This is a genomic window from Frankia alni ACN14a (assembly GCF_000058485.1).
GTDB lineage: Bacteria > Actinomycetota > Actinomycetes > Frankiales > Frankiaceae > Frankia > Frankia alni.
The window spans coordinates 1,971,504-1,996,622 of record NC_008278.1 but is presented as its reverse complement, the minus strand read 5'-3'; the positions used below and the strand labels follow the sequence as shown (position 1 = coordinate 1,996,622).

At 73.0% G+C, this 25,119-nt stretch carries 15 protein-coding genes and 1 tRNA gene; 8 read left to right on the top strand and 8 right to left on the bottom strand.

The features are described 5' to 3' along the window. Positions 1-154: 154 nt before the first annotated feature. Positions 155-1,447, bottom strand: a complete 1,293-nt coding sequence (locus tag FRAAL_RS07980) for a mechanosensitive ion channel family protein (RefSeq protein WP_011603027.1) — start codon at positions 1,445-1,447, stop codon at positions 155-157. Between the two features lie 475 nt (positions 1,448-1,922). On the opposite strand from FRAAL_RS07980, the gene FRAAL_RS07975 reads away from it, so the two are divergent. Further along, a complete protein-coding gene (locus FRAAL_RS07975) occupies positions 1,923-2,438 on the top strand; it encodes an HNH endonuclease (RefSeq protein ID WP_009739884.1) in 516 nt (171 codons plus the stop codon). A 66-nt stretch (positions 2,439-2,504) separates the two neighbouring features. Further along, positions 2,505-4,172 (top strand): DUF2867 domain-containing protein, encoded by a 1,668-nt coding sequence (locus FRAAL_RS07970; RefSeq protein WP_011603026.1) that lies wholly within the window; start codon positions 2,505-2,507, stop codon positions 4,170-4,172. A gap of 45 nt (positions 4,173-4,217) precedes the next feature. On the opposite strand, the gene FRAAL_RS07965 is transcribed toward FRAAL_RS07970, so the two are convergent. Continuing rightward, positions 4,218-6,479: an ATP-binding SpoIIE family protein phosphatase gene (locus FRAAL_RS07965; RefSeq protein ID WP_011603025.1), complete on the bottom strand. Its 2,262-nt coding sequence runs from the start codon at positions 6,477-6,479 to the stop codon at positions 4,218-4,220. Between the two features lie 503 nt (positions 6,480-6,982). Between FRAAL_RS07965 and FRAAL_RS07960 the strand changes: the two genes are divergently transcribed. Further along, positions 6,983-8,773 carry an alpha-amylase family glycosyl hydrolase gene (locus FRAAL_RS07960; protein ID WP_011603024.1) on the top strand — a complete coding sequence of 597 codons (1,791 nt, stop codon included), beginning with the start codon at positions 6,983-6,985 and terminating at the stop codon, positions 8,771-8,773. Positions 8,774-8,792: 19 nt separating this feature from the next. Further along, positions 8,793-9,230 carry a globin gene (locus FRAAL_RS07955; protein ID WP_041939005.1) on the top strand — a complete coding sequence of 146 codons (438 nt, stop codon included), beginning with the start codon at positions 8,793-8,795 and terminating at the stop codon, positions 9,228-9,230. 78 nt (positions 9,231-9,308) lie between these two features. On the opposite strand, the gene ettA is transcribed toward FRAAL_RS07955, so the two are convergent. Continuing rightward, entirely contained in the window at positions 9,309-10,991 is a 1,683-nt protein-coding gene (gene ettA, locus FRAAL_RS07950; RefSeq protein WP_011603022.1) for an energy-dependent translational throttle protein EttA, read from the bottom strand. A gap of 195 nt (positions 10,992-11,186) precedes the next feature. Here ettA and FRAAL_RS07945 point away from each other — a divergent pair, with 195 nt between their 5' ends. Then, positions 11,187-12,521, top strand: coding sequence for a DUF1254 domain-containing protein (locus FRAAL_RS07945; RefSeq protein ID WP_011603021.1), 1,335 nt, complete (start codon positions 11,187-11,189; stop codon positions 12,519-12,521). Here FRAAL_RS07945 and FRAAL_RS07940 read toward each other — a convergent pair whose 3' ends face one another. Beyond that, on the bottom strand, positions 12,522-14,774 hold the full coding sequence (locus FRAAL_RS07940; protein WP_231861568.1) for a DUF7846 domain-containing protein: 2,253 nt from the start codon (positions 14,772-14,774) through the stop codon (positions 12,522-12,524). It abuts the gene before it with no gap. An 89-nt stretch (positions 14,775-14,863) separates the two neighbouring features. Beyond that, positions 14,864-15,583 (bottom strand): single-stranded DNA-binding protein, encoded by a 720-nt coding sequence (locus tag FRAAL_RS07935; RefSeq protein ID WP_011603019.1) that lies wholly within the window; start codon positions 15,581-15,583, stop codon positions 14,864-14,866. 399 nt (positions 15,584-15,982) lie between these two features. Here FRAAL_RS07935 and FRAAL_RS07930 point away from each other — a divergent pair, with 399 nt between their 5' ends. Next, complete coding sequence (locus FRAAL_RS07930) at positions 15,983-16,882, top strand: aldo/keto reductase (protein WP_011603018.1); 900 nt, start codon at positions 15,983-15,985, stop codon at positions 16,880-16,882. Between the two features lie 238 nt (positions 16,883-17,120). After that, positions 17,121-17,193: transfer RNA gene (locus FRAAL_RS07925), tRNA-Arg, on the top strand. A gap of 159 nt (positions 17,194-17,352) precedes the next feature. Here FRAAL_RS07925 and mdoC read toward each other — a convergent pair. Then, positions 17,353-18,630, bottom strand: coding sequence for a glucans biosynthesis protein MdoC (mdoC, locus tag FRAAL_RS07920; protein ID WP_011603016.1), 1,278 nt, complete (start codon positions 18,628-18,630; stop codon positions 17,353-17,355). A 390-nt stretch (positions 18,631-19,020) separates the two neighbouring features. Next, positions 19,021-19,779 carry a hypothetical protein gene (locus tag FRAAL_RS32845; protein ID WP_011603015.1) on the bottom strand — a complete coding sequence of 253 codons (759 nt, stop codon included), beginning with the start codon at positions 19,777-19,779 and terminating at the stop codon, positions 19,021-19,023. Between the two features lie 179 nt (positions 19,780-19,958). Between FRAAL_RS32845 and FRAAL_RS07910 the strand changes: the two genes are divergently transcribed. Then, positions 19,959-20,336 (top strand): hypothetical protein, encoded by a 378-nt coding sequence (locus tag FRAAL_RS07910; RefSeq protein WP_041939003.1) that lies wholly within the window; start codon positions 19,959-19,961, stop codon positions 20,334-20,336. 63 nt (positions 20,337-20,399) lie between these two features. Here FRAAL_RS07910 and FRAAL_RS30265 read toward each other — a convergent pair whose 3' ends face one another. Further along, positions 20,400-24,851, bottom strand: a complete 4,452-nt coding sequence (locus FRAAL_RS30265) for a toll/interleukin-1 receptor domain-containing protein (RefSeq protein ID WP_011603013.1) — start codon at positions 24,849-24,851, stop codon at positions 20,400-20,402. Between the last annotated feature and the right edge of the window lie 268 nt (positions 24,852-25,119).

The window sequence follows — 25,119 nt, the reverse complement described above, 5'->3', positions numbered from 1 at the left end:
AGGGGCAGGTGGCCGGCTGCCGGCCCGTCTCAGGAACACCTACCGCGATCTTCAGGCCGGCTTCAGCCGGCCCGCCGGCCCGGATCCCCGGCTGCGACGGGGATCCGCCGGTGGCGCGGCGGTCCGGCGGCGCACGGCGAGGCCCCGGACGGGCTCACCCGGAACGCGACGGGCTCGGCGGGTCCAGCCGCGGCCGCGGCAGGTCCTCGGTGATCGAGCCGCCCGGCAGCCCCGCCCCCGAGCCGTCGTCCTCGGTCTCGTCGTCGTCGCGCTCCTCCTCGTCGTCGTCGACCACGGTCACCTCGCTGCGCTGGACGGTGCCGAGGGCGATGCCGGCGTCGCTGAGCGCCGTGCGCACCCGCTCCCGCAGCTCGCGGGCCACCTCCCACTGTTTCAGCGGCTGGGTCTTGATCGCGAGGCGCAGGGAGTAGCCGTCGGCGGTCATGGTCTCCATGCCCCACACCTCCGGCTCGGCGAGGATGAGGCTGCTCCATCGGGGGTCCGCCCACAACTCGTCGGCGGTGCGGCCGAGCACCCGCTTGGCCTCGCCGACCTCGGTGTCGTAGTCGAGCGGGACATCAAGCACGGTCCTCGCCCATTGCTGACTCTTGTTACCGATCCGGGTGATCTCACCATTACGGACGTACCAGACGGTTCCCTCGACATCCCGCAGCCTCGTCATCCGCAGGCTCACCGCCTCGACGGTGCCCGAGACGGCGCCGACGTCGATGACGTCACCCACGCCGTACTGGTCTTCGAGCAGCATGAACATCCCGGACAGGAAGTCGCGGACGAGGTTCTGCGCGCCGAAACCGACGGCGATTCCCAGGACGCCGGCACTCGCGACGATGGGCGCGAGATTGATGCCCAGCTCACCCAGGATGCTCAGGAATGCCAGGCCGAAGACGAAGATGGAGGTCACGCTGCGCAGCAGCGAACCGACCGTCGCGGCCCGCTGCCGGCGCCTTTCCATCAGTACCGTCGGATCCCCGAACGCGCCCAGCAGCGTCCCGGCACGGGAACCACGGAAGAGCCCGCCGCCGCCCCCGGAGCCGGCCCGTTCCGTGGTCCGTCGGATGAACCTGTGCAGCAGCGCCCGCACCACGAGGGCGATCAGCAGGATGAGGATGATCCTGATCGGGGTGCCCAGGAACACCTCGGCGCCGGAGGCAAGATAGTTACTGTGCGTAGCGTTGTAGACGGTCCGACAGAGCAGGCCGGGACTGGTCCCGCAGGCGTCGCGCAGGGCGTTGGCGACCCCCTCGAGCGAGACCAGCGGATCGGTCGTCGCCGACGGACTCGGCGAGGGTGACGGGGTTGCCGTCGCGGCGGCGGACAGCGGGCCCGCCGACGCGGCGGGCGACGGCGAGGCGGACAGCAGCATCCCCAGGCCGGGGATGAGCGGTTGGGCCAGCAGGGACGGGGCGGGCGTCACGACGTCGGTCATCCTTCCTGTTGGTTCCGTCGGTCATGGCGGCATCGGCGGTCACGGCGGTGTCGGCTGCCGTGGGCGGTCAGGGCGACCGCGGGCGGCGGTCGTGGCGGCCCTGGCGGTCGCGACACCACCGGGGCGGCCGATCCGCGGCATGGCGCGCCCATGCTCGGGGGGCGACGATCGAGATCAGTCTCGCCCATGGGGACGGCCCATCGGTGCCCACCCCCGGAGCAGGCCAACGGGCGACCACGCGCCGCCATGATGACCCCGCTCACACTGGATCGACGGAGAGTGGCCAAAAGCTCACCGATTGATGGGCGGAGAGTGACAAAGGCCACCAGATATGTGCAGCGCCACGGCACAAAAGCCGATGACCATGCAAACAGGCTCGCGTTCTGCCGCCGAAGACGGTTGACTGTCCATTGTCACCGGAGACGCTTGGGCAGAACGGCCCGCAAAGGGCCCTCGGTGGGCAGGAGGTCGGCGCGTGGCGGAGGCGCTGGTTCTCAATGCCACGTACGAGCCTCTGTGCGTGGTGTCGCAAAGGCGCGCGCTTGTCCTGGTCCTGACCGACAAGGCCGTGATGGTCGAATCGGCGGGCCAGGTTCTTCGGTCCTCGACGACGTCCGTCGACGTCCCGATCGTGGTCCGGTTAGCGCGTTTCGTCCGGGTGCCATACCGCTCGCAGGTCCCGCTGACCCGCAAGGGTGTGCTGGCGCGCGATCATCACCGGTGCGTGTACTGCAATGCGCCGGCAACATCGCTGGACCACGTCATTCCACGCTCCCGTGGGGGCGCGCACGTGTGGGAGAACGTCGTGGCGGCCTGCGGTCGCTGCAACCATGTCAAAGCCGACCGCGCCGTGGCTGATCTTGGCTGGCGGCTCCGCACGGCCCCCCGAGCGCCGAGCGGAGCCGCCTGGCGCATTCTGGGGTCCCGACGGATGGATCCGCGCTGGTCGGCCTACCTGAGCACGGACGTGACCGAGGCCGCCTCCGCCTGAGGCACCGGCGGCACCTGGCCCGACCGGTCCCGGGTACGCGCCGTCGGCGCTGGGCAGGTAGGCGGTGTGCGCATCCTCGTCACCGGGGCGACCGGCTACATCGGTGGCCGGCTCGCCCCCCGCCTGCTCGACCAGGGGTACGACGTGCGGGCGATGACCCGCGATCCGGCCCGCCTGCGCGGCGTCCCCTGGGCGGCCCGGGCGCAGGTGGTCCAGGCCGACGCCCGCGACCCGGCCTCCCTGCCGGCGGCGATGTCCGGTGTCGACGTCGCCTACTACCTCATCCACTCCATCGACGCGGGCGGGGACTTCTCCGCGGTGGACCGCCAGGCGGCGAGCGCCTTCGCCGCCGCCGCCCGCTCGGCCGGGGTGCGGCGCATCGTCTACCTCGGCGGGCTGAGCCCGGCGGGCGGCGAGGAGGGCCTGTCCGCGCATCTGAGCTCCCGCCAGGAGGTCGCGAGGATCCTGCTGGACTCCGGGGTCCCCACCATCGTGCTGCGGGCGGCGGTCATCATCGGCAGCGGCAGTGCGTCGTTCGAGATGCTGCGCTACCTCACCGAACGGCTGCCGGTGATGCTGACCCCCCGCTGGGTGCGCACCCGCATCCAGCCGATCGCGGTCCGCGACGTGCTGTACTACCTGATCGGCGCGCTGGGGGTGCCCACGGAGGTCAACCGGTCGTTCGACGTGGGCGGCCCGGACATCCTGACCTACGCGGAGATGATGCAGCGTTTCGCGGCGGTGGAGGGGCTGCGCAGGCGGATCATCATCCCGGTGCCGGTGCTGTCGCCCGGGCTGTCGTCGCTGTGGGTCGGCGTCGTCACCCCGGTGCCCAAGGCCATCGCAAAGCCCCTGGTCCGGTCGCTGCGCACCGAGGTCGTGGTCCGCGACGGGCACGCGGTACGTCGGTGGATCCCGGACCCGCCGGACGGGCTGATGCCCTTCGACACCGCGGCCGCCTACGCGCTCGCCCGCGTCCGCGAACGCGGCGTCGAGACCCGCTGGTCGACGGCGGTCTGGCCGACCCGCTCGCCCACCCGGACCGCGCGGCGGGCCGCGCGGCCGAAGCCGGTGGGGACCACCGCGAAGGCGGCCGGGACCGCAGAGCCGGCAGGGACCGTGCGGACCGCCGGGACCCTGTCGCCGTCGATCCTGGGGACCGCGGCCGGCCGCGGCAGCGTGACCTGCGCCCCCCGCCCGCCCGGCGAGCCGACCTTCACGGATCCGCACTGGACCGGCGGGGCGCTCTACGTCGACGAGCGCAGCATGCCGGTGGCCGCCCCGCCAAACCGGCTCTGGCGGGTCATCGAGGGCATCGGCGGCGAGAACGGCTGGTACTCGTGGCCGCTGGCCTGGTCGGCCCGCGGCTGGCTGGACACCGTGCTGGGGGGCGTCGGCCTGCGCCGCGGCCGGCGGGACCCGCAGCGGGTGCGCGTCGGCGAGGCGCTGGACTTCTGGCGCGTCGAGGAGATCGAGCCCGGCCGGCTGCTGCGGTTGCGGGCGGAGATGAAGATGCCCGGCGACGGCTGGCTGGAGCTGCGTGCCGCCGTCGGCGACGACGGCGGCACGGTCTACCGGCAGCGGGCCATCTTCCTGCCCCGCGGGCTGCCCGGCCAGCTCTACTGGTGGGCGGTCAGCCCCTTCCACGCGGCCGTGTTCGGCGGCATGCTGCGCAACATCGTGCGTACCGCCGAGGCGACCCGGGTGTCCCCCGCAGCGACCGCTCGCCGCTGAGAGACGGACGGCGCTGAGGGCCGGGCGGCGCTGAGGGCCCGGTGGTCAGCTCCAGCCCCGGCCCTGGGCCGGCGGGTCGGGGGGCAACGGCCCGAGCCCCGGGGGGCCCGACATCGGCGGCGGTTCGGAGCCGGCCGGCAGCCGGCCCCCGATGCCACGTCCCGGCCCGTCGGGAATCTCGATGTCGAACCAGACGCGCTTACCGCCCGGGGTCGTCTCGACGCCCCAGGCCAGCGACAGCGCCTCCACCAGCAGCAGGCCCCAGCCCGACTCGGGGTCGGGCTTGTTCGCCGCCGCCGCACCCGGACGCGGCAGGTGGCCGCCCTCGCGGTCCTCGACGCTGATCCGCAGCCGGCCCGGCTCCAGCGACGCCCGCAGCACCAGGTCGCTGCGCGCGTGCAGAACCGCGTTCGTCACCACCTCGCTGACCAGCAGGGTCGCGTCCTCGACCGAGGTGATGCCGTAGTCGAGCATCACGTCGCGCATCGCCATCCGAGCCTGGCCGGCCGAGGCGGCCACCGCGGGCAGCGCCAGCTCGAGCAGCGGCGGGTTCACCGCCTGGGTGGTCAGCACCACCATGGCCGTGTCGTCGTCGGTGCGGGCCGGCAGGTCGGCGGCGATCAAGCACCGTTCGAGCAGCGAGCGGGCCGTCTCCTCGGCCGGACCCTCGCCCGTGCCGGCGACCGTGTCCGGGCCGAACCAGCTCCGCGCGGCGAAGCTGTCGCCGCGGGCGCGGCGGCGCCGATCCGCCCCGGCGCGGCGTTCGCCCCCGACACGGCGATCCGGGCCGGTGCGCCGGTCCCGGCCGCTGCGACGGTCGGCCATGCCCGGCGGCGGGCCGAGGGAGGGTCCGGGCGCCCGCCGATCGACCCAGGCGCCGGTCGACGCCTCGCCGGGCCTGCCGGAGCCGCCGGCCAGGGTGCCGCCCGACGCGTCCCCCCCTGCGGCGTCCGCGGCGTTGCCGTTCGCCGCGGCCTGGCCGGCCCGCGCGGCGGCCACCCGGGCACGCTGCTCGATCAACCCGCGGCGCAGGTTCTCCAGGCCGTCGACCAGCGGCCGGCGCCGCGACTCCACCAGCCCGTCGGTGAACATCACCAGCGCCGAACCCGGCGGCAGGGTCACCGTCGTCTCGCTGAAGCCGCCGCCCTCGCCGACGCCGAGCGGCAGGCCGGGGTCGAGCACCAGATAGTCCGGGTCCTCGTCGGGCAGGATCACCAGCGGGGCCGGATGCCCGGCGCTGGCGATGGTCGCCCGGCCGGTGTGCCGGTCGTAGACCGCGTAGATGCAGGTGGCGAGCTGCAGGCCGGGCAGCAGGCCGACGACCCGGTCCAGCCGGGTGAGGACCTCCGCGGGGCACCAGTCCTCCAGCGCGTAGGCCCGCAGCGCCGCGCGGAGCTGGCCCATCACCGCGGCGGCCCGCAGCCCGCGGCCCATCACGTCGCCGATGGCGACCCCCACCCGGCCGCCGGACAGCGGGATCACGTCGTAGAGGTCGCCGCCGACCTCGGTGCCCGCCGTCCCCGGCCGGTACTCCATGGCGATCTCGACACCCTCGAGGGCGGGTGGATGGGCCGGCAGCAGCGAGCGCTGCAGGGTCAACGCCGACTCCTGGGCCTCCTTGAAGCGCAGGGCGTTCTCCAGCGCCAGGGCGCCGCGGCGGGCCAGATCCTCCAGCAGGGTGACCTCGGCGTTGGTGTAGAAGCCCTCGCGCCGGCCGACGGTGATGGCGCCGAGGATCCGCCCGTGCACCGACAGCGGCACGTTCACCGTCGGGCCGCCCTGGATGCGACGGAACTGCTGGTAGGCGAGCTCGTGCGGGAACGACATCTTGGCTCGTAGATCGTCGAAATCGGGCAGGCAGTAGGTCTGCCCGTTGCGCAGCACGACGCCGGGCGGGAACTCGTCGGCGAGCCTGGGCGGGCGGGTGGCGACGATCGCCCGCATGATCTTGTCGACCTTCGGGTCGACGAAGACGGTGGCACCCAGCCGCACGTCGTCGCCGTCGCGGACCCAGACCATCGCGCCGGTGCCGAAGCGGGGCACCGCGAGCCCGGCGAGCAGGTCGGGGACGTGCTCCGGATCGAGGGTGCCGCCAAGGACGAGCCCGGCGTCGGCCAGGAACGACGCCGGCGAGCCCTCCGGCCCGTCCCGGCCGTCGCTGCTCGGCCCGCCCCACAGGACGCGGACGATCCCCCGGGCGCCGCGCAGGCCCGCGGACGCCGAGCGGCGCACCTGCTGCGACATCCGGGCGGCCGCCTGCGAACCCAGGGCGATCCCGGCATCCGCCGCGGCGGTGATTGCGGACATGCCGGACGAACTCCCAGTGACGGGTTCGGACGTCGGGGCTGGATCCCCCCGCCCCCGACCGAATCCGACTCCCGGGACTGTGCCGTAACGGCCAGTCACCTCGTCCACCCGCGGAAGTCTAGTTCGGTAACCGGATATCGCGCATCGCGAGAACGTCGACCCGAGCCGGGAGCAGTACCCCATCGCCATCCCTTCGCGCGCTCAGACCGGGTTTGCCGCCGCCGAGCCGCCACCGGAGGAGCATGTGTCGCACCAGGACGGCCGTCCGACCGACCGCACCCGGAAGGTCGCGGCGGTGGGACAGCCCGGGGCCGCCGGCCCGGACAGGGCCCCGCGTACGGGCGGGGCGGCGGGTCCGGGCGGGGCAGGCCCGGCGGGCCCGGGGTGCTCGGTGCGCCGCCGGAGGCCAGGAGGGACGGCGGGTCCGTCGGCGTCCCGGCGTCGGCGACGGCGCCCGGGTGGGTATCGGTCCCCGCAGGACCAAGGGCATCAGGAAGGATCACATGGGGATACATCATTCCAGTACTGACTATTCCACGATTGGATCGAGTTCTGGTAACAGGGGGGAAACCCCCCGTTCGGCTCCGGCCGGTGTCGGCAACCGGAATGCCGAGTGGTGGCGGCGGGCGGTGCTGTACGAGGTCTACCTGCGCAGCTTCGCCGACTCGGACGGCGACGGCGTCGGGGACCTCACCGGCCTGCGCCAGCACCTGCCGGTCCTCGCCGAGCTGGGCGTCGACGCCCTGTGGATCACACCCTTCTACCCGTCGCCGATGGCCGACCACGGCTACGACGTCGCCGACCACCGCGAGGTCGACCCGCTGTTCGGCAGCCTCGCCGATCTCGACGCGCTGCTCGCCGACGCCGCCGACGCCGGTCTCGCCGTCCTCGTCGATCTGGTCCCGAACCATTCCAGCTCGGCGCATCCGGCCTTCCAGGCGGCGCTGGCGGCCCCGGCGGGCGGACCCGAGCGGGAGCTGTACATCTTCCGGGACGGGCGGGGAGCGGACGGCGGCGAGCCCCCGAACAACTGGGTGTCCGTCTTCGGCGGTCCGGCCTGGACCCGGGTCGGCGACGGCCAGTGGTACCTGCACCTGTTCGACGCCGAGCAACCCGACTGGAACTGGGACCATCCCGCCGTGCGGGCCGATCACGAGGCGACCCTGCGCTTCTGGCTCGACCGGGGCGTCGACGGCTTCCGCATCGACGTCAGCCACGGCCTGGTCAAGGACGGCGAGCTGCGCGACAACCCACCCGGCCCGGTGATCGACGGCAGCGGGTTCCGGGAGGAGGGCGAACCGCGGGTCTGGGACCAGGACGGCGTGCACGAGATCTACCGGACCTGGCGGACGATCACCGACGAGTACGCCGCCCGGGACGGCCGGCCCCGGGTGCTGATCGGCGAGACCTGGGTGCGCGACCCGGCGCGCCTGGCCCGCTACGTCCGCCCCGACGAGCTGCACCTGACGTTCTCGTTCTCCCTGCTGACCGTCCCGTGGTCGGCGGCGGACTGGCGGACGGTGATCGACGCCGAACGCGCGGCGCTTGCGGCGGTCGGCGCGCCGGCCACCTGGGTGCTGGCCAACCACGACGTGGTGCGTCCGGTGACCCGCTACGGGGGCGGGGAGGTCGGCACCCGCCGCGCCCGGGCCGCACTGCTGACCCTGCTCGCGCTGCCCGGCGTCGCCGTGCTCTACCAGGGCGACGAGCTGGCGCTGCCGCAGGCCGACGTGCCGCCGGCGGCCCGCCAGGACCCGGCGTGGACCCGCTCGGGGGGCACGGTGGCGGGCCGGGACGGCGCCCGCGTGCCGCTGCCCTGGTCCGGCGACGCGCCGCCGTACGGGTTCACCGTGGACGGCGTCGAGCCGTGGCTGCCGCAGCCGGCCGACTGGGCCGGGTTCGCGGTGCTCGCCCAGGCCGCGGATCCGCTGTCGACATGGCTGCTCACGCGCGGGGCGCTCGCGCTGCGCCGGGCCCTGCCGCATCTGCGCGGCGACGAGCTGCGCTGGCGCGACGACGCACCCGCGGGCTGCCTCGCCTTCGACCGGACGACCGCCGACCGGGAGACCGCCGAACGGGCGACCGCCGAACGGGCGACCGCCGAACGGGCGACCCCGGGGTCGCCCACCTCGGTGGGGGCGGCGCGTATGACGTGTGTGACGGCGATGGGGCGGGAGGTGACGATCGACCTGAGCGGCCGGCTGGTGCTTGCGAGCGGACCTGTGGCTTACGACGGCGCGACGCTGACGCTGCCACCGGACACCACGGCGTGGGTCGCGCCCCGTGCGGGCTGAGAGCGCAGCGGCGGGCCGGATGCGCGCCGATGTGACGCACAATGGAGGCGTGAGCCAGCCCCCCACACCGGCCCAGCCCACCACCACGACCTTCTTCGACGCGGTCGGTGGTGAACCGACGTTCCGCAGGCTGGTCGCGCGGTTCTATCAGGGGGTGGCGAACGATCCGGTGCTGCGTCCGCTGTATCCGGAGGACGACCTGGCGGGGGCGGAGGATCGCCTGCGCCTGTTCCTCATCCAGTACTGGGGCGGCCCGAGCGACTACCAGGAGCTGCGGGGCCACCCGCGGCTGCGGATGCGGCACGTGCCGTTCGCGATCGGCCCGGCGCAGCGCGACGCGTGGCTCGTCGTGATGCGCGCGGCGGTCGACTCCCTGGGCCTGCCGCCCGACCAGTACAAGACGCTCTGGGACTACCTGCAGATGGCGGCGAACTCGCTGCAGAACCGCGCCGACTGAGCCCGCCGACGACGGCACCGCCGACGACAGCACCGCCGCCACCCGGGCTGCTTTCCCGGCCCGGGTGGCGGCGAGGCGTCAGTCGCGCGTGAGCTTGCGGTAGGTGACGCGGTGCGGGCGGGCGGCCTCCTGGCCGAGCCGCTCGATCTTGTTTGTCTCGTAGTCGGCGAAGTTGCCCTCGAACCAGAACCAGCGGGCCGGGTCCTCGTCGGTGCCCTCCCAGGCGAGGATGTGGGTGGCGACCCGGTCGAGGAACCAGCGGTCGTGGGAGACGACCACGGCGCAGCCGGCGAACTCCAGCAGCGCGTCCTCCAGCGAACGCAGGGTCTCCACGTCGAGGTCGTTGGTGGGCTCGTCGAGGAGCAGCACGTTGCCGCCGCGCTTGAGGGTCAGGGCGAGGTTGAGCCGGTTGCGCTCGCCACCGGACAGCACGCCGACGGGCTTCTGCTGGTCCGGGCCCTTGAATCCGAACGACGACACATACGCCCGGCTGGGGAAGTCGACCTTGCCGACGACGATGTGGTCGAGGCCGTCGGAGACGACCTGCCAGACGTTCTTCTTCGGGTCGAGACCGGCCCGGGACTGGTCGACGTAGGCGATGTCGACGGTGTCACCGATGACGAGGCTGCCCGCGTCGGGGGTCGCCTGCCCGGTGATCATCGTGAACAGCGTGGTCTTGCCGACCCCGTTGGGGCCGATCACGCCGACGATGCCACCACGCGGCAGGGTGAACGACAGGTCCTCGATGAGCGGACGGCCGTCGAACCCCTTGGCCAGGCCCTTGGCCTCGATGACCTGGTTGCCCAGCCGCGGGCCGGGCGGGATCTGGATGTCCTCGAAGTCGCGCGGACGAGCCCGGTCCGCCTCGGCGGCCAACTCCTCGTAGCGGGACAGACGTGACTTGCTCTTGGTCTGGCGGGCCTTCGGGTTGGAGCGGACCCACTCGAGTTCCTGGGCGAGGACCCGGCGCCGCTTGGCGTCCTTCTGGCCCTCGACCTTGAGCCGAGCGGCCTTGGCCTCCAGGTAGGTGGTGTAGTTGCCCTCGTAGGCGTGGGCACGGCCCCGGTCGAGCTCGAGAATCCAGCCGGCGACGTTGTCGAGGAAGTACCGGTCGTGGGTGACGGCGAGCACGGCGCCGGCGTAGCGGGCCAGGTGCTGCTCGAGCCAGGCGACGCTCTCCGCGTCGAGATGGTTGGTCGGTTCGTCGAGCAGCAGCAGGTCGGGCGCCTCGAGCAGCAGCTTGCACAGGGCGACCCGACGCCGTTCACCGCCGGACAGCAGCGACACGTCGGCGTCGCCCGGGGGCAGCCGCAGCGCGTCCATCGCCTGGTCGAGCTGGCTGTCGAGCTCCCAGGCGTTGGCGGCCTCGATCTTGTCGATGAGCTCGGCCTGCTCGGTGAGCAGCGAGTCGAAGTCCGCGTCGGGCGCGGACATCTTCTCGTTGATCTCCTCGTAGCGGGCGAGCACCCGACGGATCTCGCGCACCCCGTCCTCGACGTTGCCGCGAACGTCCTTGGTCTCGTCGAGCGCCGGCTCCTGGGCGAGCATGCCCACGGAGTAGCTGGGGCTGAGGATCGCCTCGCCGTTGCTCGGTTGGTCGAGCCCAGCCATGATCTTGAGCAGGGACGACTTCCCCGCCCCGTTCGGACCGACCACCCCGATCTTCGCTCCGGGCAGGAATGCCAGGGTCACGTCATCGAGGATGACCTTGTCACCGTGGGCCTTGCGCGCTTTGCGCAACTGGAAGACGTACTGCGCCATGTCGTCAACCCTAGGGCATCGCGGCGACCATCCTCGCGGCGGTGATCGGTGGCGTGACCGCCCGCCGCCGATTCGCAGCCCGTTCCCGCCCGCTGCCGCCGGACTCGCGGCCTCGGTGGGATACCGCCACCCGATTGCGGGCACGGACGGTACGAGAGCCGACACCGGACGGCGAGAGGCGGCGGGCGGGCAGGTATGCGGGCGGATGACCACCGGTTCGGGCTGGCGGCCGAGGCGTACGTCTTCGGCTACCCGCTGGTGAGCAACGTCCGGCTGATCGGGCTGTTCGCCGCCGAGGGGATCGGGCTGCTCGCACCCGCCGGGTTCAACGCCTTCGCCCACGTGCGTGACCTTCCGGGCCCGCGCTCGGCGTTCGTCGGCATCAACGCGGGCGTGCTGCACTCGTTGGCCCAGGTCGACCTCGCCCCGGGCCCGCTGGTCCTGTCCGTCCCGGACAGCGGTGACCGGTACAGCCTGCTGCTGTTCGTCGACGCCTGGCGCAACAACTTCGCCTACGCGGGGCGACGGACCGGCGCCGGGCGCGGTGGGTCCTACGTGCTCGTGCCGCCCGGCTGGACGGAGCCGACGCCACCGGACCTGATCCGCCTCGAGGCGCCCACCCGGCTGCTGACCGTGATCGGCCGCTTCGGCCTCGACGACCCTGCCGACGCCCGCCCGGTCCACCGGCTCCAGGACGAGCTCCGGCTGCGTTCCCTGGACCCGGACGCGCGCCGAGCGGAGGGACCGCCGGAGCATTCGAAGAGCGTCTGCGACGACCTGCGGTTCTGGGAGGAGCTGCGGATCTGGCTGCGGGCCTGTCCGCCGCCGCCGGCCGAGGCCGACTACGCGCGCCGCTTCGCCCCGCTCGGGATCTTTGATGATCCCTCGCCGTACGTCGATCCCGATCCGGCGCTCACCTGGTCGCTGCGCGGCGGGCTGCGCGCCGGCCGCGACGGGCTCGAGCGCGTCGCCCAGGCCGGGCGGGCGCTGAGCAACGGCTGGTCGAGCACCCCGCATGCCCTCGACTTCAACCTGGACCGCCTGGGCCCGGGCACCCGCGACGAGTCGGCCTGGCGGATGACCGACCGCGACCAGGCGCGACTGGCCCGGGCGATGGCGGCCCGTCAGCCGATCGGCGCGACCCACGGCTACGAGAGCATCGAGGCGACCTGCCTCGTGGACGTCGAGGGCCGCCGGCTGACGGGCGCCCACCGTTACGTCCTCGATCTGGCGCCGCCGCCCCCGGCGGCGGAATGGTCGGTGACGATGTACGACGCCCCCGACTACTATCTGGTGGACAATCCCCTGCACCGGTACTCCCTGGGCAGTCGCACCCGCGACCTGCGCCGCGGCCCGGACGGCTCGGTCCGTGTCCTCATCCAGAGCGACCCCCCGTCCGACGAGGCCGAGCAGGCCAACTGGCTGCCCGCGGCGACCGGCGACTTCCGTCCCACGCTGCGGATCCACAGCCCCGGCGAGGACGTGCTCGACGGCACGTACGCGCCGCCACCGATCCGCCGCGTCCACTGATCACTCGGCTCTCCCGCCTGTCCGTGGCTTCGCCCCTCGGGCGCCACCGGCGTCGGCGAGGGTGACCCGCAGCGGTGGCCGGGCACCCGTGCCGACCTCGTCGACCTGCCCCACCGACCCGAGCACCGTGACCGCGGGCTCGTCCCGGTCCGGCGCGCCGCGGCCCGCGGCGAGCCGCACGGGGAGGATCTGCTGGTCGACGGTGCGCTCGCGCCCCAGGCGGTCCGTCGCGTACAGCGTCACGGTGACGGAGGTGCCGCGACCGCCGCGCACCACCGTCGCCGTCGGGCGAGCGGGCGGTCTGCGCGCCGCACCCGCGCGGGCCGAGCCCGTGTCGTGGTCATCGACGGCGGGGTCGTTCACGGCAGCGTTGTTCACGGCAAGGTCGTTCACGTCGAGGCCGTCGTCGTCGATGGTGAACGTCAGCGACGTCGCCGTCCGCGGGTCGACCGGGAGGGACAGGCGGTCACGGCCGGCGGTGAGCACGAGCCGGGCGGACCGACTGCGGGGGGGCGCGGCGCCGGCCGCGACGGCGACGGTCGCCGCCACCCGATCCCCGGCGCGGACAGCGAGTCGCTCGACCCGCGCCGTGGACGGCGACCCGGGCGATCGGTCGTACGCAGGGGCAAGGCGCAGCAGGTAGGCCGGCCGCTCGGGGTGGTCCGCGACCACGGTCAGGTCGTCGACGCCACGGGCGATCGCGTAGAGCACCGGGTCGTCGAGATCCGGGCCGTTGGCCGTCACGGGGGTGGGATGACCGAGGAACGCCGGGTTCGCCGCGACGAACACCAGCGGCCGATCCGGCAGCCGGCGCAGCATGGCGCGCAGGTCCCGGTCGTTGCCGGTCAACGCCAGATTGTCGCGCACCGCCCCCGTGAGGACCACGATCGTCAGGGCGACGACGGCCGCCACCACCGGGACGAACGCGGCGAACCCGAGCCGGCGTCCACGGGCGACCAGGGCAGCCGCGCCCCACGCGCATCCGATCGCCCCGAGGTGCACGAGCGGGACGAGGACGGCGACCATGTAGAACGGGCCGACGAAGCGGATGCCGCCCCACAGCTCGGCGGCGTTCCACGCTCCCCAGAAGCCGACGTACCCGATCAGGAACACCAGGCCGCCGAGGCCGAGCATCGCGGCCGGCGCGGACAGCCGCCGCCGCGCTGCGGCGGCGAGCGACGCCGCCGCAAGCACGACGCCGCCGAAGGCCCAGCCGCCGAGCAGCCACAGATGGTCACCGACGGAGCTCAGGCCGTCGGTGAGGCCGAAGTCGTGCCGCCCGTCGGCCGGGTAGAGCTTGCGCAGCCCGAAGCCGATCCGATCGTCGGGTTCGAGCAGCGCGAACGGCAGGCGCAACGGGTTCCCGGTCGCCGCCGCGTTCGTGAGCAGCACGATCACCACCGGCGCGGCCAGGCCGCACATCAGCCAGCGCAGCAGCCACCAGCGCCGCCCGGCCGAGGCCACCAGCAGCCAGACCGCGAGGGGTGCCAGCAGCAGCACGACGTCGTACGGCCGCACCGCCGCGGCGACGCCCAGCGCGACCCCGGCGCCCACCACGGGAGGCGCACGGTGTGACCGCCGGCCTCGGAGCACTCCGAGCACGGTCGCCTGGAGCAGGACCAGCGCCGGCAGATAGCTGAGCACCATGGCGCTCTGCAGGAGCACCAGCGGGGACAGGGCGAGCAGGGTCGCGGCCAGCGCCGCGACCCTGCGGCTGCCCGACAGCTCGACGCCGAGCAGGTAGGTGACGACGACCGCCGCCGCGGCGATGACGGCCAGCGCCGGGTCGATGCTGCCGGCGACGAACAGGCTGGCCGCGAAGACTGCGGGCACGAAGGGCGTGTACTTCAGGACGTAGTGGTCGTCGACGACGGTGCCGAGCCACGGCAGGTAGGACTGCGCGGGACGGGGCGCGGGCGGGAACAGCCTGCCCTCGGCCAGCGTCCGGGCGTGCAACAGGTAGATGCCCTCGTCGTTGTTGACCGACAGCAGCGGGAAGACGGTGTGCCGCAGCACGACGGCCGCGACGGCGCTCAGCACGGCGAGCACCGCGACGTACCGTGCCGCGGCCGGAGCGACGGCGAGGCGCCCCCACAGGCGCCGGCCGAGGGCGTCCCCGCCCGGCCCTCCGCCACCGCCCGCGGGCACCCTTCCCCGAACCGCCCGCTGCGCCGGGACGGCCGGCGGCACCAGACCGGAGTCCGGCTCGGCGGGCGCGGGTGCGGGCCGCCTGCTCTCGTGCGGGCTGCTCACTCCCGGCACGGTACCCAGCGCCGCCGACGGCGCCGGAGGCAGGTCCACCCCACCAATACTTATTGGAGTCACAATCGGACTTAAAGTGATTAGCGCTGCTCAGCGACGGCGGAGTACGCGCGCCAGGGGGAGCCATCCACTCCCGAGCCGGACGGGAAGGGCGTCGCTCCCGTTCCTCCCCCGCTCAGGGCATCGGCCCGTGGTGCCGCCGCCCCCGGCACCAGGCCGACCGCCGACGACCCGATCGCGGCGACCCCGATCGGCTGCACGTCCCTCGTCAGGGCGGGCACCAGGCCCTGCCCTCCGCCGGTGCCCGCGACCGAGGCGACGGGCTCCGGCTGCGGCAGGCCGATCTCGGCCGACTCGCGCAGGTCGACCAGCGGACCGCCGCCGGGCAGGCTGAGCCCGGTGGCCTCGACCGGTGCGGCCGCGGGCGTCGCCGGCCGCCGGGCAAGCCGTTGCGAGCGCGCCGCGTGCCAGGTCAGCTCCGTGCCGACGGCGTCGGCGTCGATCTCGTAGCTGACGCGCCGCTCGCCCTCGCTCGTCTCGAACGAGCGCTGCCGCAGCCGGCCGTAGACCAGCGCCCGGTCCCCGCGCACGAGGCTCGCGGCGACGTTGTCGGCAAGCTGCCGCCAGCAGGACACCCGAAGGAACAGGGTGGCGCCGTCGACCCACCGGTTCTCGGATCGGTCGAAGCGGCGCGGCGTGGAGGCCAGGCGGAAGCTGCACACCGACGCACCGTTCGTCGTCGTCCGGTGCTCCGGGTCCTCGACGAGGTTGCCGACGAGGGTGATGGTCGTGTCGAGCATGGTGTGCTCCTCGGATCAGGGAGGAAGGTGCCGGCGCTGCGTCGCGCCGGCGTCGTTCCACTGTGGGCCGCCAGGAGCGACCCCGGAAGCCCCGACCGTCGGGCTGTGGATAACCGGCGACCGTCCACACCCCGCCATCCCCCGCGTATCCCCGCTTCGGGCCACTGCGCCCGCGGTCGCCCGGACCCGCCCGGGCCAGACGAGCAGTAGGGACGACCGGAGCGGGAACACCGTTCCTGGACGCCCGGTTGCCGATCCGTAGGTCGGCGAGATGCCCGGCCATGGCCCGATCGGACGATGCGGCGCCTGACCCGGCGCTCACCCGCCCCACCCGACGCCCGGCGGTCACCTCTCGCCGAGGCGGTTCCCCACCAGCACCGTCGTATCCGGAGGACAGCGATGTCGACGACCACGACCAGCTCGACCACGAGCCCGGACGGCGCCCCCACGGCTGCCGGCAGCGGCACCTTCCTGCTCGGCGGCGACCTGCCGATCACCCGGCTCGGGTTCGGCGCCATGCGCATCACCGGCCCCGGCATCTGGGGTCCCCCCGCCAATCCGGCCGAGGCCCGCGCCGTGCTGCGGCGGGCGGTGGAGCTCGGCGTGAACTTCATCGACACCGCCGACTCCTACGGCCCGCACGTCAGCGAGGAGCTGATCGCCGAGGCGCTGCACCCCTACCCCGAGGGGTTGGTCATCGCGACCAAGGGCGGCCTGACCCGGCAGGGTCCGAACCGGTGGGCTCCCGTCGCTCGCCCCGCCTACCTGCGCCAGCAGGTGGAGATGTCGCTGCGCCGGCTGAAGCTGGAGCGGATCGACCTCTACCAGCTCCACCGCATCGACCCCGACACCCCCGTCGAGGACTCCCTCGGTGAACTGCGCGCGCTGCAGCAGGAGGGGAAGATCCGCCATATCGGCCTGTCCGAGGTCAGCGTCGCCGAGCTGGCCCACGCCCGCACCCTGGTTCCGATCGTCAGCGTGCAGAACCGCTACAACCTCGCCTTCCGGACCGCCGAGGACGTCCTCGACTACTCCGACCGCGAGGGCATCGGCTTCATTCCGTGGAACCCGGTCGACACCGGCCGGCTCGCCCTTCCCGGCAGCGTTCTCGACGCCGCCGCCAAGCACCACAGCGCCAGCCCCGCCCAGCTCGCCCTCGCCTGGCTGCTGCGCCGCTCCCCCGTGATGCTGCCCATTCCGGGCACGTCGTCGGTGGCCCATCTGGAGGAGAACATCGCCGCTGCCGGCGTCGAACTCACCGATGTCGAATTCGAGGACCTGTCCCGCCTGGCCTCCTGACCCTCGGCCACCCGCGCCTCAACCTCCCGGACCTCAACCTTCCGCGCCCCGGCCTCTCGTCCTCGGTATCGCCCGGTCGGACCAGAGAACCGGGGCGCGCCCAGTCCCTCGCCGTTCCCCCGCACCTCCACGTGGTCGCCCCGACTCACCGGCCGGCGACGCGTCCCCGCGTGTCCAGTACCTGGTCAGGGCTTGCTACGCTGGGCGGAGCTTCCCGGTAGGCCCCTCCTGTACCAACGCGCCCGTAGCTCAGTGGATAGAGCGAGTGCCTTCTAAGCACCAGGTCGCAGGTTCGATCCCTGCCGGGCGCACCCAGCAGGGTGTCGGTACCCCTGGCCTGCGGTTCGCGGACCATGATCCAAAAGGTCGGGTCCGCGGAGTCCTCAGACCGGATGGCAAATCTCCCACGCCCGCCTGCGCGCGGTCGTCACGCTGCTGCTACATCTCAGGTTCGACTGTCGGCCAGGACATCAGAGAATCCAGTGGAGCTGCTGGGTCCGTTCCGGGTCCAGGTGGGGGGCCGAGGGAAGCCAGCGCAGCGGCTGGGTCCGCTCGGACTCCGACCCTGCGGCCGTGACGGTCGCAGTCCTGGCGGCGGACGCCGCAGCGGGCCGGCGGTCGCCGTGGCGGCCTCCCTGACGGCGACCGGCGGGGAACTTTCCGTTGAAGATCTTGCGGAGAAAGGGCGACCGCAGAATGACGAAGTGGTGGAGGGCGAAGGTCACGCCGAAGGTCAGGGCCGTGACCAGAAGCATCTGCGGCCAGCGCAGGCTCGGGTCGAACGACAGAAGCGTGGCGATGACGTAGATCCAGAAGTAGTGAAAGAGGTAGACCGTGTAGGAGGCGTCGGAAAGGTAGCGGACGGCCGGCCGGGGGCCGGGAACGAGCCGGCTCGCCACGGCGAACAGGTTGACGGTGATCGCGACGGTGAACAGGGTCCGGCTGAGTACCACGCCGGTGGACGAGGCCAGCCCGCCCACCCAGCCCCGGGTGGACGCCAGCAGCAGGACACCGGCCACGGCGAGCAGGATCGGCGCCGGCCGCTGGAAGGCCGGCAGGAGTCGCCGCCGATCCAGGTGGAGAAGCACCCCGAGAAGGAAGAACGGCAGATAGTCCAGTGTCTCCTCGACCGGGAGGTCGAGGGGATCGGAGCCGATCGCGGGCACGACGGCGGCCCGGTACCCCCCGCGCATGACGATGGTGCTCACCATGACCGACACGATGATCGTGGCCATGACGCGTGGTCGACCGGTGGTTGCCCGCCGGTAGACGGGGCTGGACACGACGCGGGACAGCAGGCTCACGGCCGCCGGGGTGCACAGCGCGTAGACGAGCAGCGCCACGAGAAACCACAGCTGCAGAAGCCAGCGCAGCTCACCCGCGGGTTCGGGGACGGTGCGGCCGTGCAGGAAGTCCAGGAACGAGACGTCCGGGTTGTGGAAGTTGTAACTCAGCCACAGGGCGGTGGGATTCAACAGAACCAGGGTGCACAGGAAGGGCACTCCCACGCTGGCGAGCCTGCGGCGCACCGTGCGCGCGGGTCCGTACTTCCCGACGAGCATCGCGGAAAGAAATCCGGAAATCAGAAAGAAGTCCGCCATCCGGAAGAGACCGGAGGCATAGGCAATCCCGTGGAAGACCGGATCGTCACCGAGCGTCGAGGCGTGGACGAAGACTCCGCCCAGCATGAAGATGCCGCGTAACGCGTCCAGGTGATGGTAATGGTCGTCCGGCGCGGACCGTGCCACCTTTCCGGACGGTGCCGCTTTTCCCCCCACGATGCCTCCACCAAGACCACCGGACCGATCCGGCATCCCCCCAGGCCGACGCCCTCCGATGAAGACGCAGGCGGACAACCTTGTGCTCATATCGTATGAAAAGCGAAGGCCGTCCCAGGCGCCGGGGGGCGGGAGTGTCGAACGGATACGACCAGGCACACTAGCGACTCCAGCCCGGAGCTCGGCGTTTTCCCGGTGTTGTCCACCTGTTGCGTCGAGGAAGATCTGGGGATGTATCTGGTTGTTACGGACCGACGGTGGACACCGGTGGACACCGCGATGTCGGCTCGGCCCTCTCACCCCAGGACAACGCAGGCGCTGTGGTTGCTCTTCTTCGCGGCCGCCTCGCGCGACGGCTGCCTATGCCGGCTCGCGCGGGCCGGGCACAGTCTGTTGCCCGGCCGATGCCCGGAGCCTCCCCGCCTCGCGGCGCCGGTACAGCCACGTTCCCAGCACGATCAGGAGCATTCCCGCGCCGACGCCGGCGCCCGGCCAGGGGAAGCCCCAGGCGACCGACGCCCAGACAGTGAAGATCAATCCATAGACGCCACTAGCACCATCGAGCATCCTGGTTGCGCCGCCCTGGCCATACCGGGAACGCACAAGCTTGGCCAACGGACCTTGGACGAGCATGTTCGAAACCGTGAGCGCCATCAGAAAGATGTGGCCGGACATCCCCATCGAACCCCCGTCGGACTCGTCATCGTGCAGTCGTCGTGCGCGCTCACAGACCCGGAACAAGTATGGCGGCGCAGCGCCATCCGGGCCCCGGATGCGCCTCGAACCCACCGGCGAAGGGTCGCCGGACCGCGCTCGAGCGGACAGGCCGGCATCCGAGCGCGCCGTGACGCTGTGGGCGCCGACCTCAGGGACGGCGCACCGCGAGGGATCGACATTCCACGGGTGATAGCCGAGGATTTCGGTGCGGCGGGCGTCCGCGCCGCTGGGATGACGGGCGCTGCCCCGGCGCGGCATCGGGGTTAGCCGAAAGCGCAGTCCCTCGGCGGCCACGGCGGCGACGCACGCATCGCCCACGCGGTAGCGGCGGTGATCGCGCAGATCACAGGGGTTGCCGGGTTTCGGCGGCCCAGCCGGATTGCGCAGGTGCGCGGAGGCCACGCATCACCCGAAAGTGCCATTCGCTTGCCTCCAGCGTCGCCAGGCGATTCCCTCGGAGAGGCCAGGGAACCACCGCAAGATAGGTAGTACCCGGACAATTAGGGAGGCGCTGCGCCTTGTCATCGCGATGGACCGCGAGGAGGAGCGCACGATGGTTCCGCCCGGGGGCGTCCGCCCTGGTGGAAACCGGCGCGACCACCACGATCGGGCCAGCCACGGCGTCGCGCCGCTGGCAGCCGGTCGGACACATCGAGGTCGGCCGGGACTGGCGACGCTGCGGAGCGCAGGAGGGCGGCTGCGGCGTGCTGCTCCCGCTGAACCAGCAGACCTGCCCCCGGTGCGGCCGGACGAACCGCGAGGACCTGCTGCCCCTGAACATCCGCCGGCTGCTGCCGACCCACGATGCCTACGACCACGCCGTGGCCGTGCTGCGGGGCACCTGGGCCGGACCACAGCCGAACCTGCCGGGCAGGCCGGAGCTCACCGGCGCGCCGGCCGCCGTGACCAGCGGCGACGCCCCCGCCGCCACGCGGGATCCCGACGGACAGGACTTCTGACCGGCCGCCCGAACGCCGCGGTGCGGACACGTCGCAAGAACTGCGCCGTGTTTCGGGCACGGCTCAGTCCGCCGCCGGGGAAGCCAGGTAGGCCGCGACATCCCGATGGCGGAACTCCCACACGCCGCCGGTCTGGATCAGCACTCCGCGCTCGCAGGCGTCCTCGAGGAAACCGAGGATGTCGACCGGCAGCGCGTGGCGCCAGGCGAGCCAGTGGCGCGCGAGTTCGAACTGGCCCCAGGGGGTGTCCAGCGCGGCGACCGCGCCGCCGACCGAGCCGAGCAGCAGTACTGCTGTCGACACATGGACGGACGTGAACAACAGGGCGAAGTAGCCACTCCATCCGGCGAGGAGGATCCCGCCGGGCACGACGACGTAGAGCGCGTAGCGCCGGTCCTGGCGTAACGACGTCCACGGATCGTCGCCCACGGTTCCGGCGGGCGCACGATCGGTCGGTGACGGACGCCGCGGACGGGACTGCCACGGCGTCCAGAACGTCACCATCTTGAGAGTCTGGGAACGGGGCTGTGACGCGTCCCGACGCCGCACCCACGCCAACACCAGACCGCAGAGGACACCCATCGGCAGGCCGACTGCGAAGCCGCTCAGACATGACACCTCGATCCCGAGGACAAGACCGAAGGCGAGCGAAGGCAGCAGCCGGATCGCTGCTGGCACGGCCCGCTGCAGATCCCACCAGCCCAGGGCCACGCGTCGGTCCGCGGCCAGGCGCCCGGCCAGGAAGCGCAGCGTGTGCATGCGGGCCTGGGTCAGGTCATCCCCGCCACGGCGAGCCACGTCGGGCACGCCATCACCGCCGCGGCAGGTCGCCCGCAGGAACTGGTGCGCGCACCGCATCCGTACCGCCGCCGCTGATGGAAACCGGTCGCGGTCGAGCAGCTCGGCGGGATCGGACGGTTCGAACCGCGGCTCACCGATCCGCGGTCCGTAGCCCGATCGGAGGAGGTCGACTGCGGCCGGGTCCCGCAACCCCATGGCCACCGCCGACGCGGGCTCCTCGGCGAGCATCGCGACGATCTCCGCCCACCGCGCCGGCAGGTGGGCGACGGGGGCGACAGCCGCGGCAGGCGCGATCGACGTCCTGGCCAGGAAGCGGGCGACGGCGACCGGCCCGGGCCGGTGCACGTCGATCACCCAGGCCCCGGCCGGCGGGCACCATCCTCCCTGTGCGGCGAGGCACTCCTCGTCGGCTCCGAGGACGAGCGGCAGCGTGTCGCCCAGCCACTGCTGGATCGAGGTGAGTGCGGCGACGCGGCTCTGCGCGGGCAGTGCTTCCAGACCGTCGAGGACCGGCAGGACGCGCCGGTTGTCGACGAGCGAGCGAGCGCGGCTGACCTCGGCCTCGAACGACGTCAGCCAGGGATGGCGCCGCCTGAGCTCGAGCTCGAGCCAGTCGGGGAAGCCCATCCGCTCGGGTTGCCAGGAGGTCACGGGCAGCAGAACCGGCACCGGTCCGCCGGGCTCGCGTCGGGCATGCAGGACGTTCACCAGGCCGGTCAGCACGGTCACACGACCCGCGCCCGCGTCACCGAGCAGGATCAGGCCTGCCCGGTGTCCCGCCAGCATGCTGTCGGCCACCTCGCCGAGAACGAGGTTGTTCGAGGGCGGGATGCTCCCCTCGGGACGCGCGTCGCGCTCGGTGAGCACCGGCATGATCGCGGCGAGGTCGCCCAGCCGCGCCTGTTCCTGCGCGCGGGTCTGCGCGGCGAAGTGGGCGGTCACCGGATCCTCGGCGACGCCGGCAAGGCGGCGTTGGAGCTCCAGGTGTCGGAACTGGTAGAGCGCGCCGACCCTGCGCAGCACCTCCCGGTGCAGGTGCGCGTCGTCGAGGAACTCCACGAGCTGTCGGGGAAGAACCCCCCGTCGGGCGAGGCGCCACCGCACGACCGTGTAGGGAGCCCAGGCCGTCCGCCCCATCGCCACCGCCAGACCGGCGGGGAGCGCAAACAGGGCGGCCAGGAAGGCCGCGACTGCGACAGCCGCTCCGGTCGGGATCGTGGACGTCACGGTCCAGATCAGGCTGAGGCACGCGCCCGTGCCGAGGAACGTGCCCAGCACCATGACGGCGAGAAGGGTGCCGAAGACCCGGCGGTCGTCCGCCATCAGCCGGCGCGGGTCCGAGGCCGTCGTGAGGTCGGCCGTCTGCGTCCTGGTCGCGCTCAGCAGGACACCGGTCAGGCCCGCGAGCAGGACCGCCATGGCCGTGATCGCGACGGTGGCCGGCAGGCCGTGCCGATCGAGGAGAGCCGTGGCTCCGGTTGCCGTGGCCATCTTCGCCACGATCGCCACGACCACGAGCAGCGCGCTGTAGGCGACGACCTGGGGACTCGCCTGCCGAAGCCGGAACCGCACGGCCCGCGCCGGCGGCCTGACGCCCCAGCGGCGCACCCCGCCGACGGAGCTGAACGCGATTCCCGACACCAACAGGCACCAGACCAGCAGGCCGGCCCAGACCGGGCCGAGGGGCCAGGCCAGGAGAACCAGGCGACCCGGTTGCGGGCCGCTGACTCCCGGCCACAGCCGGACGAGCTGCGCCGCCCCGGTCGTGGCCAGCAGACCCAGCATCAGGACGGCCCAGATCGCCAGCCCACCGAGACATCCGTACCAGTACCGGTGCCGCGCGGGCACGGCCTGCGGGAGCTCCCACCAGGCGAGATCAGGGCTGCCACCACGGGTGTGCTCGAGGTGGCGGGCGAGGAAGGTCAGCCAGTGCTCGGCCTGCGCCGGCCGCCAGCGGGGCGAGTCGCGATAGGCGGCCGGGATGAACCGGTCCAGCAGATGCCGGCCGACCGCGGCCGGATCGCCGGTCCGGCCGAGGGCGAGCAGGTCCGCCGGGTTCGGCGGAGCACCGCTGTGCTCCCCGGGGCGTGGGCTGTAGACCGCTCGGGCCAGCGCGGTCATCAGCGGGGTCGACAGGGCCCCCCGCAGGGTGGCGGCAGCCCTTCCGTCGGCCGGGTCGGGTTCGTCGGCCGGCTCCGCGAGGGGATCGTCGCCCGGCTCGACGGTGCGTCCGGCGGTCCGATCAGCGGTCCGATCAGCCGTCCGATCGGTGGCACGACCATCCGTGCGTCCGTCGCCTTCCGGGCTGATGACCCGTAGAACCGACTCCCATCGCCGGCGGGTCTGCGGGCCCGCCGCGGTGGCCCGCAGGTAGCGGGCGACGGCTCCCGGCTCCAGCGGACACATTTCGATCCCGGCGGTTCCGGTCAGCCGGATCTCGGTGCCCGCCGAGAGCCGGACCGCCTCCCGGTACTGCCGGACGCGCGCGGTCACCACCATCCGCAGGCCGTTGCGCAGCCCGTCGTTGATCTGCCCGAGGACCACACCGCGGACGTCGCCCGGGATCTCGTCCAGCCCGTCGAGCAGGAGGGTCACGAGTCCCTCGTCGAGCAGCCGTCGGACGACCGGGTCCGGGCCGGACCGCCCTGCCGGCGAGGTCCCCAGGCCGTACTCGCGCAGGCGGGCCCGCACCCAGTCGTCGAAGCTCTCCCCCACCCGCGAACGCCCGTCACCGTCCGGGAGGACCGGATTCCACGACGCCAGCGACAGCAGCACCGGCACCGGGCCGGATCGCCGGCGGCGTCGGAGCAGATCGAGTACCAGGCGGACCAGGAGCACCGACTTGCCGGCACCGGGTTCACCGAGGACGAGCAGTCGGCCCGTCGGGACCCGGTCGAGGACATCGGCGAGGTCGCTGCCACCGCCGGCCAGCTCGCCGGGATGTGCGGCCCACCGACCGGGTGACGGCGGCGGCCAGCCGGCGCTGTCGGAGGTGGCCAGGCCGACCAGGGTCGGCCAGTCGGTCACGAGGTCGGGATCCGCCGGCACCCAGCGCACCGGTAGCAGCGTCTCGTTGAGGCGGCGGCGGCGGAACTCCTCGTTCCACTGGACGCCCACCTTCTCGGCGAGTTCGTTGGCCGCCTCCGCCAGGACCGGATCGACCGGGGCCGGATCGGCGTCACCGTGGCCGCGCAGCCCCGGCACGCCCGGGAACACCGGCTCGCCCGACCCAGGGCGGTGCTGGGAGGCGCGAGCCCACGGGAACGCCGGCTCGGCGCTCGGCCGGGCCCGTCCGACCATCGCCGCCTGCACCGCGGCCACCAGCGTCTCCTTCGCCACCTCGGACGAAAGCCCGAACAGGTCGCACGGGACGACGTCGTTCATCAGGCCGGGCAGCGAACAGGGCTCGATGCGAACCGGAATGAGCTGTCGACGGTCCCCGTGGGGATCCAGCTCCCACGCCTTCCGCCACACCGTCTGCGCGACGGGCGAATCCAGGTATTGCGCGGAGACGACGGCGAGGAAACGGGACGCCGTCCGCAGGCCGGTCTCCAACGTGGCGATCCGACGGGAGCCGGGCACATCATCCCACTCCGGTAGCAGAACGCTGTAGCCGGCTATGTCCTCGAGCTGCCAGGCAATCCACGCGGCCCACTCGTTGTCCTGCGGCAGGTTGGAGACGAAGATGTCGCAGGCCCGTTCCCCCGAATCCACCCGGACAGCATCTCAGACGGCCGTGTCGGCTACCTCACGCCGTGTCGGAACACGGGCGGGACGTGCCCGGTGGCGCCCGGATCGGCAGTGCGCCGACGACCGCGGGTCCCGGGCCGCCCCGGTCGATTCCCACTCCAGCCGGGATCAGCAGACAGCCGACGACGGCGGATAGGGTTGGCAGGGCTGTCCGGGCGGCGGGCAGCCGGCGCCCGTGGTGAGGAAGCCGAAGGCGGCCGCCACCGCGACGGCGGCCAGTGCCCGGCGTTTA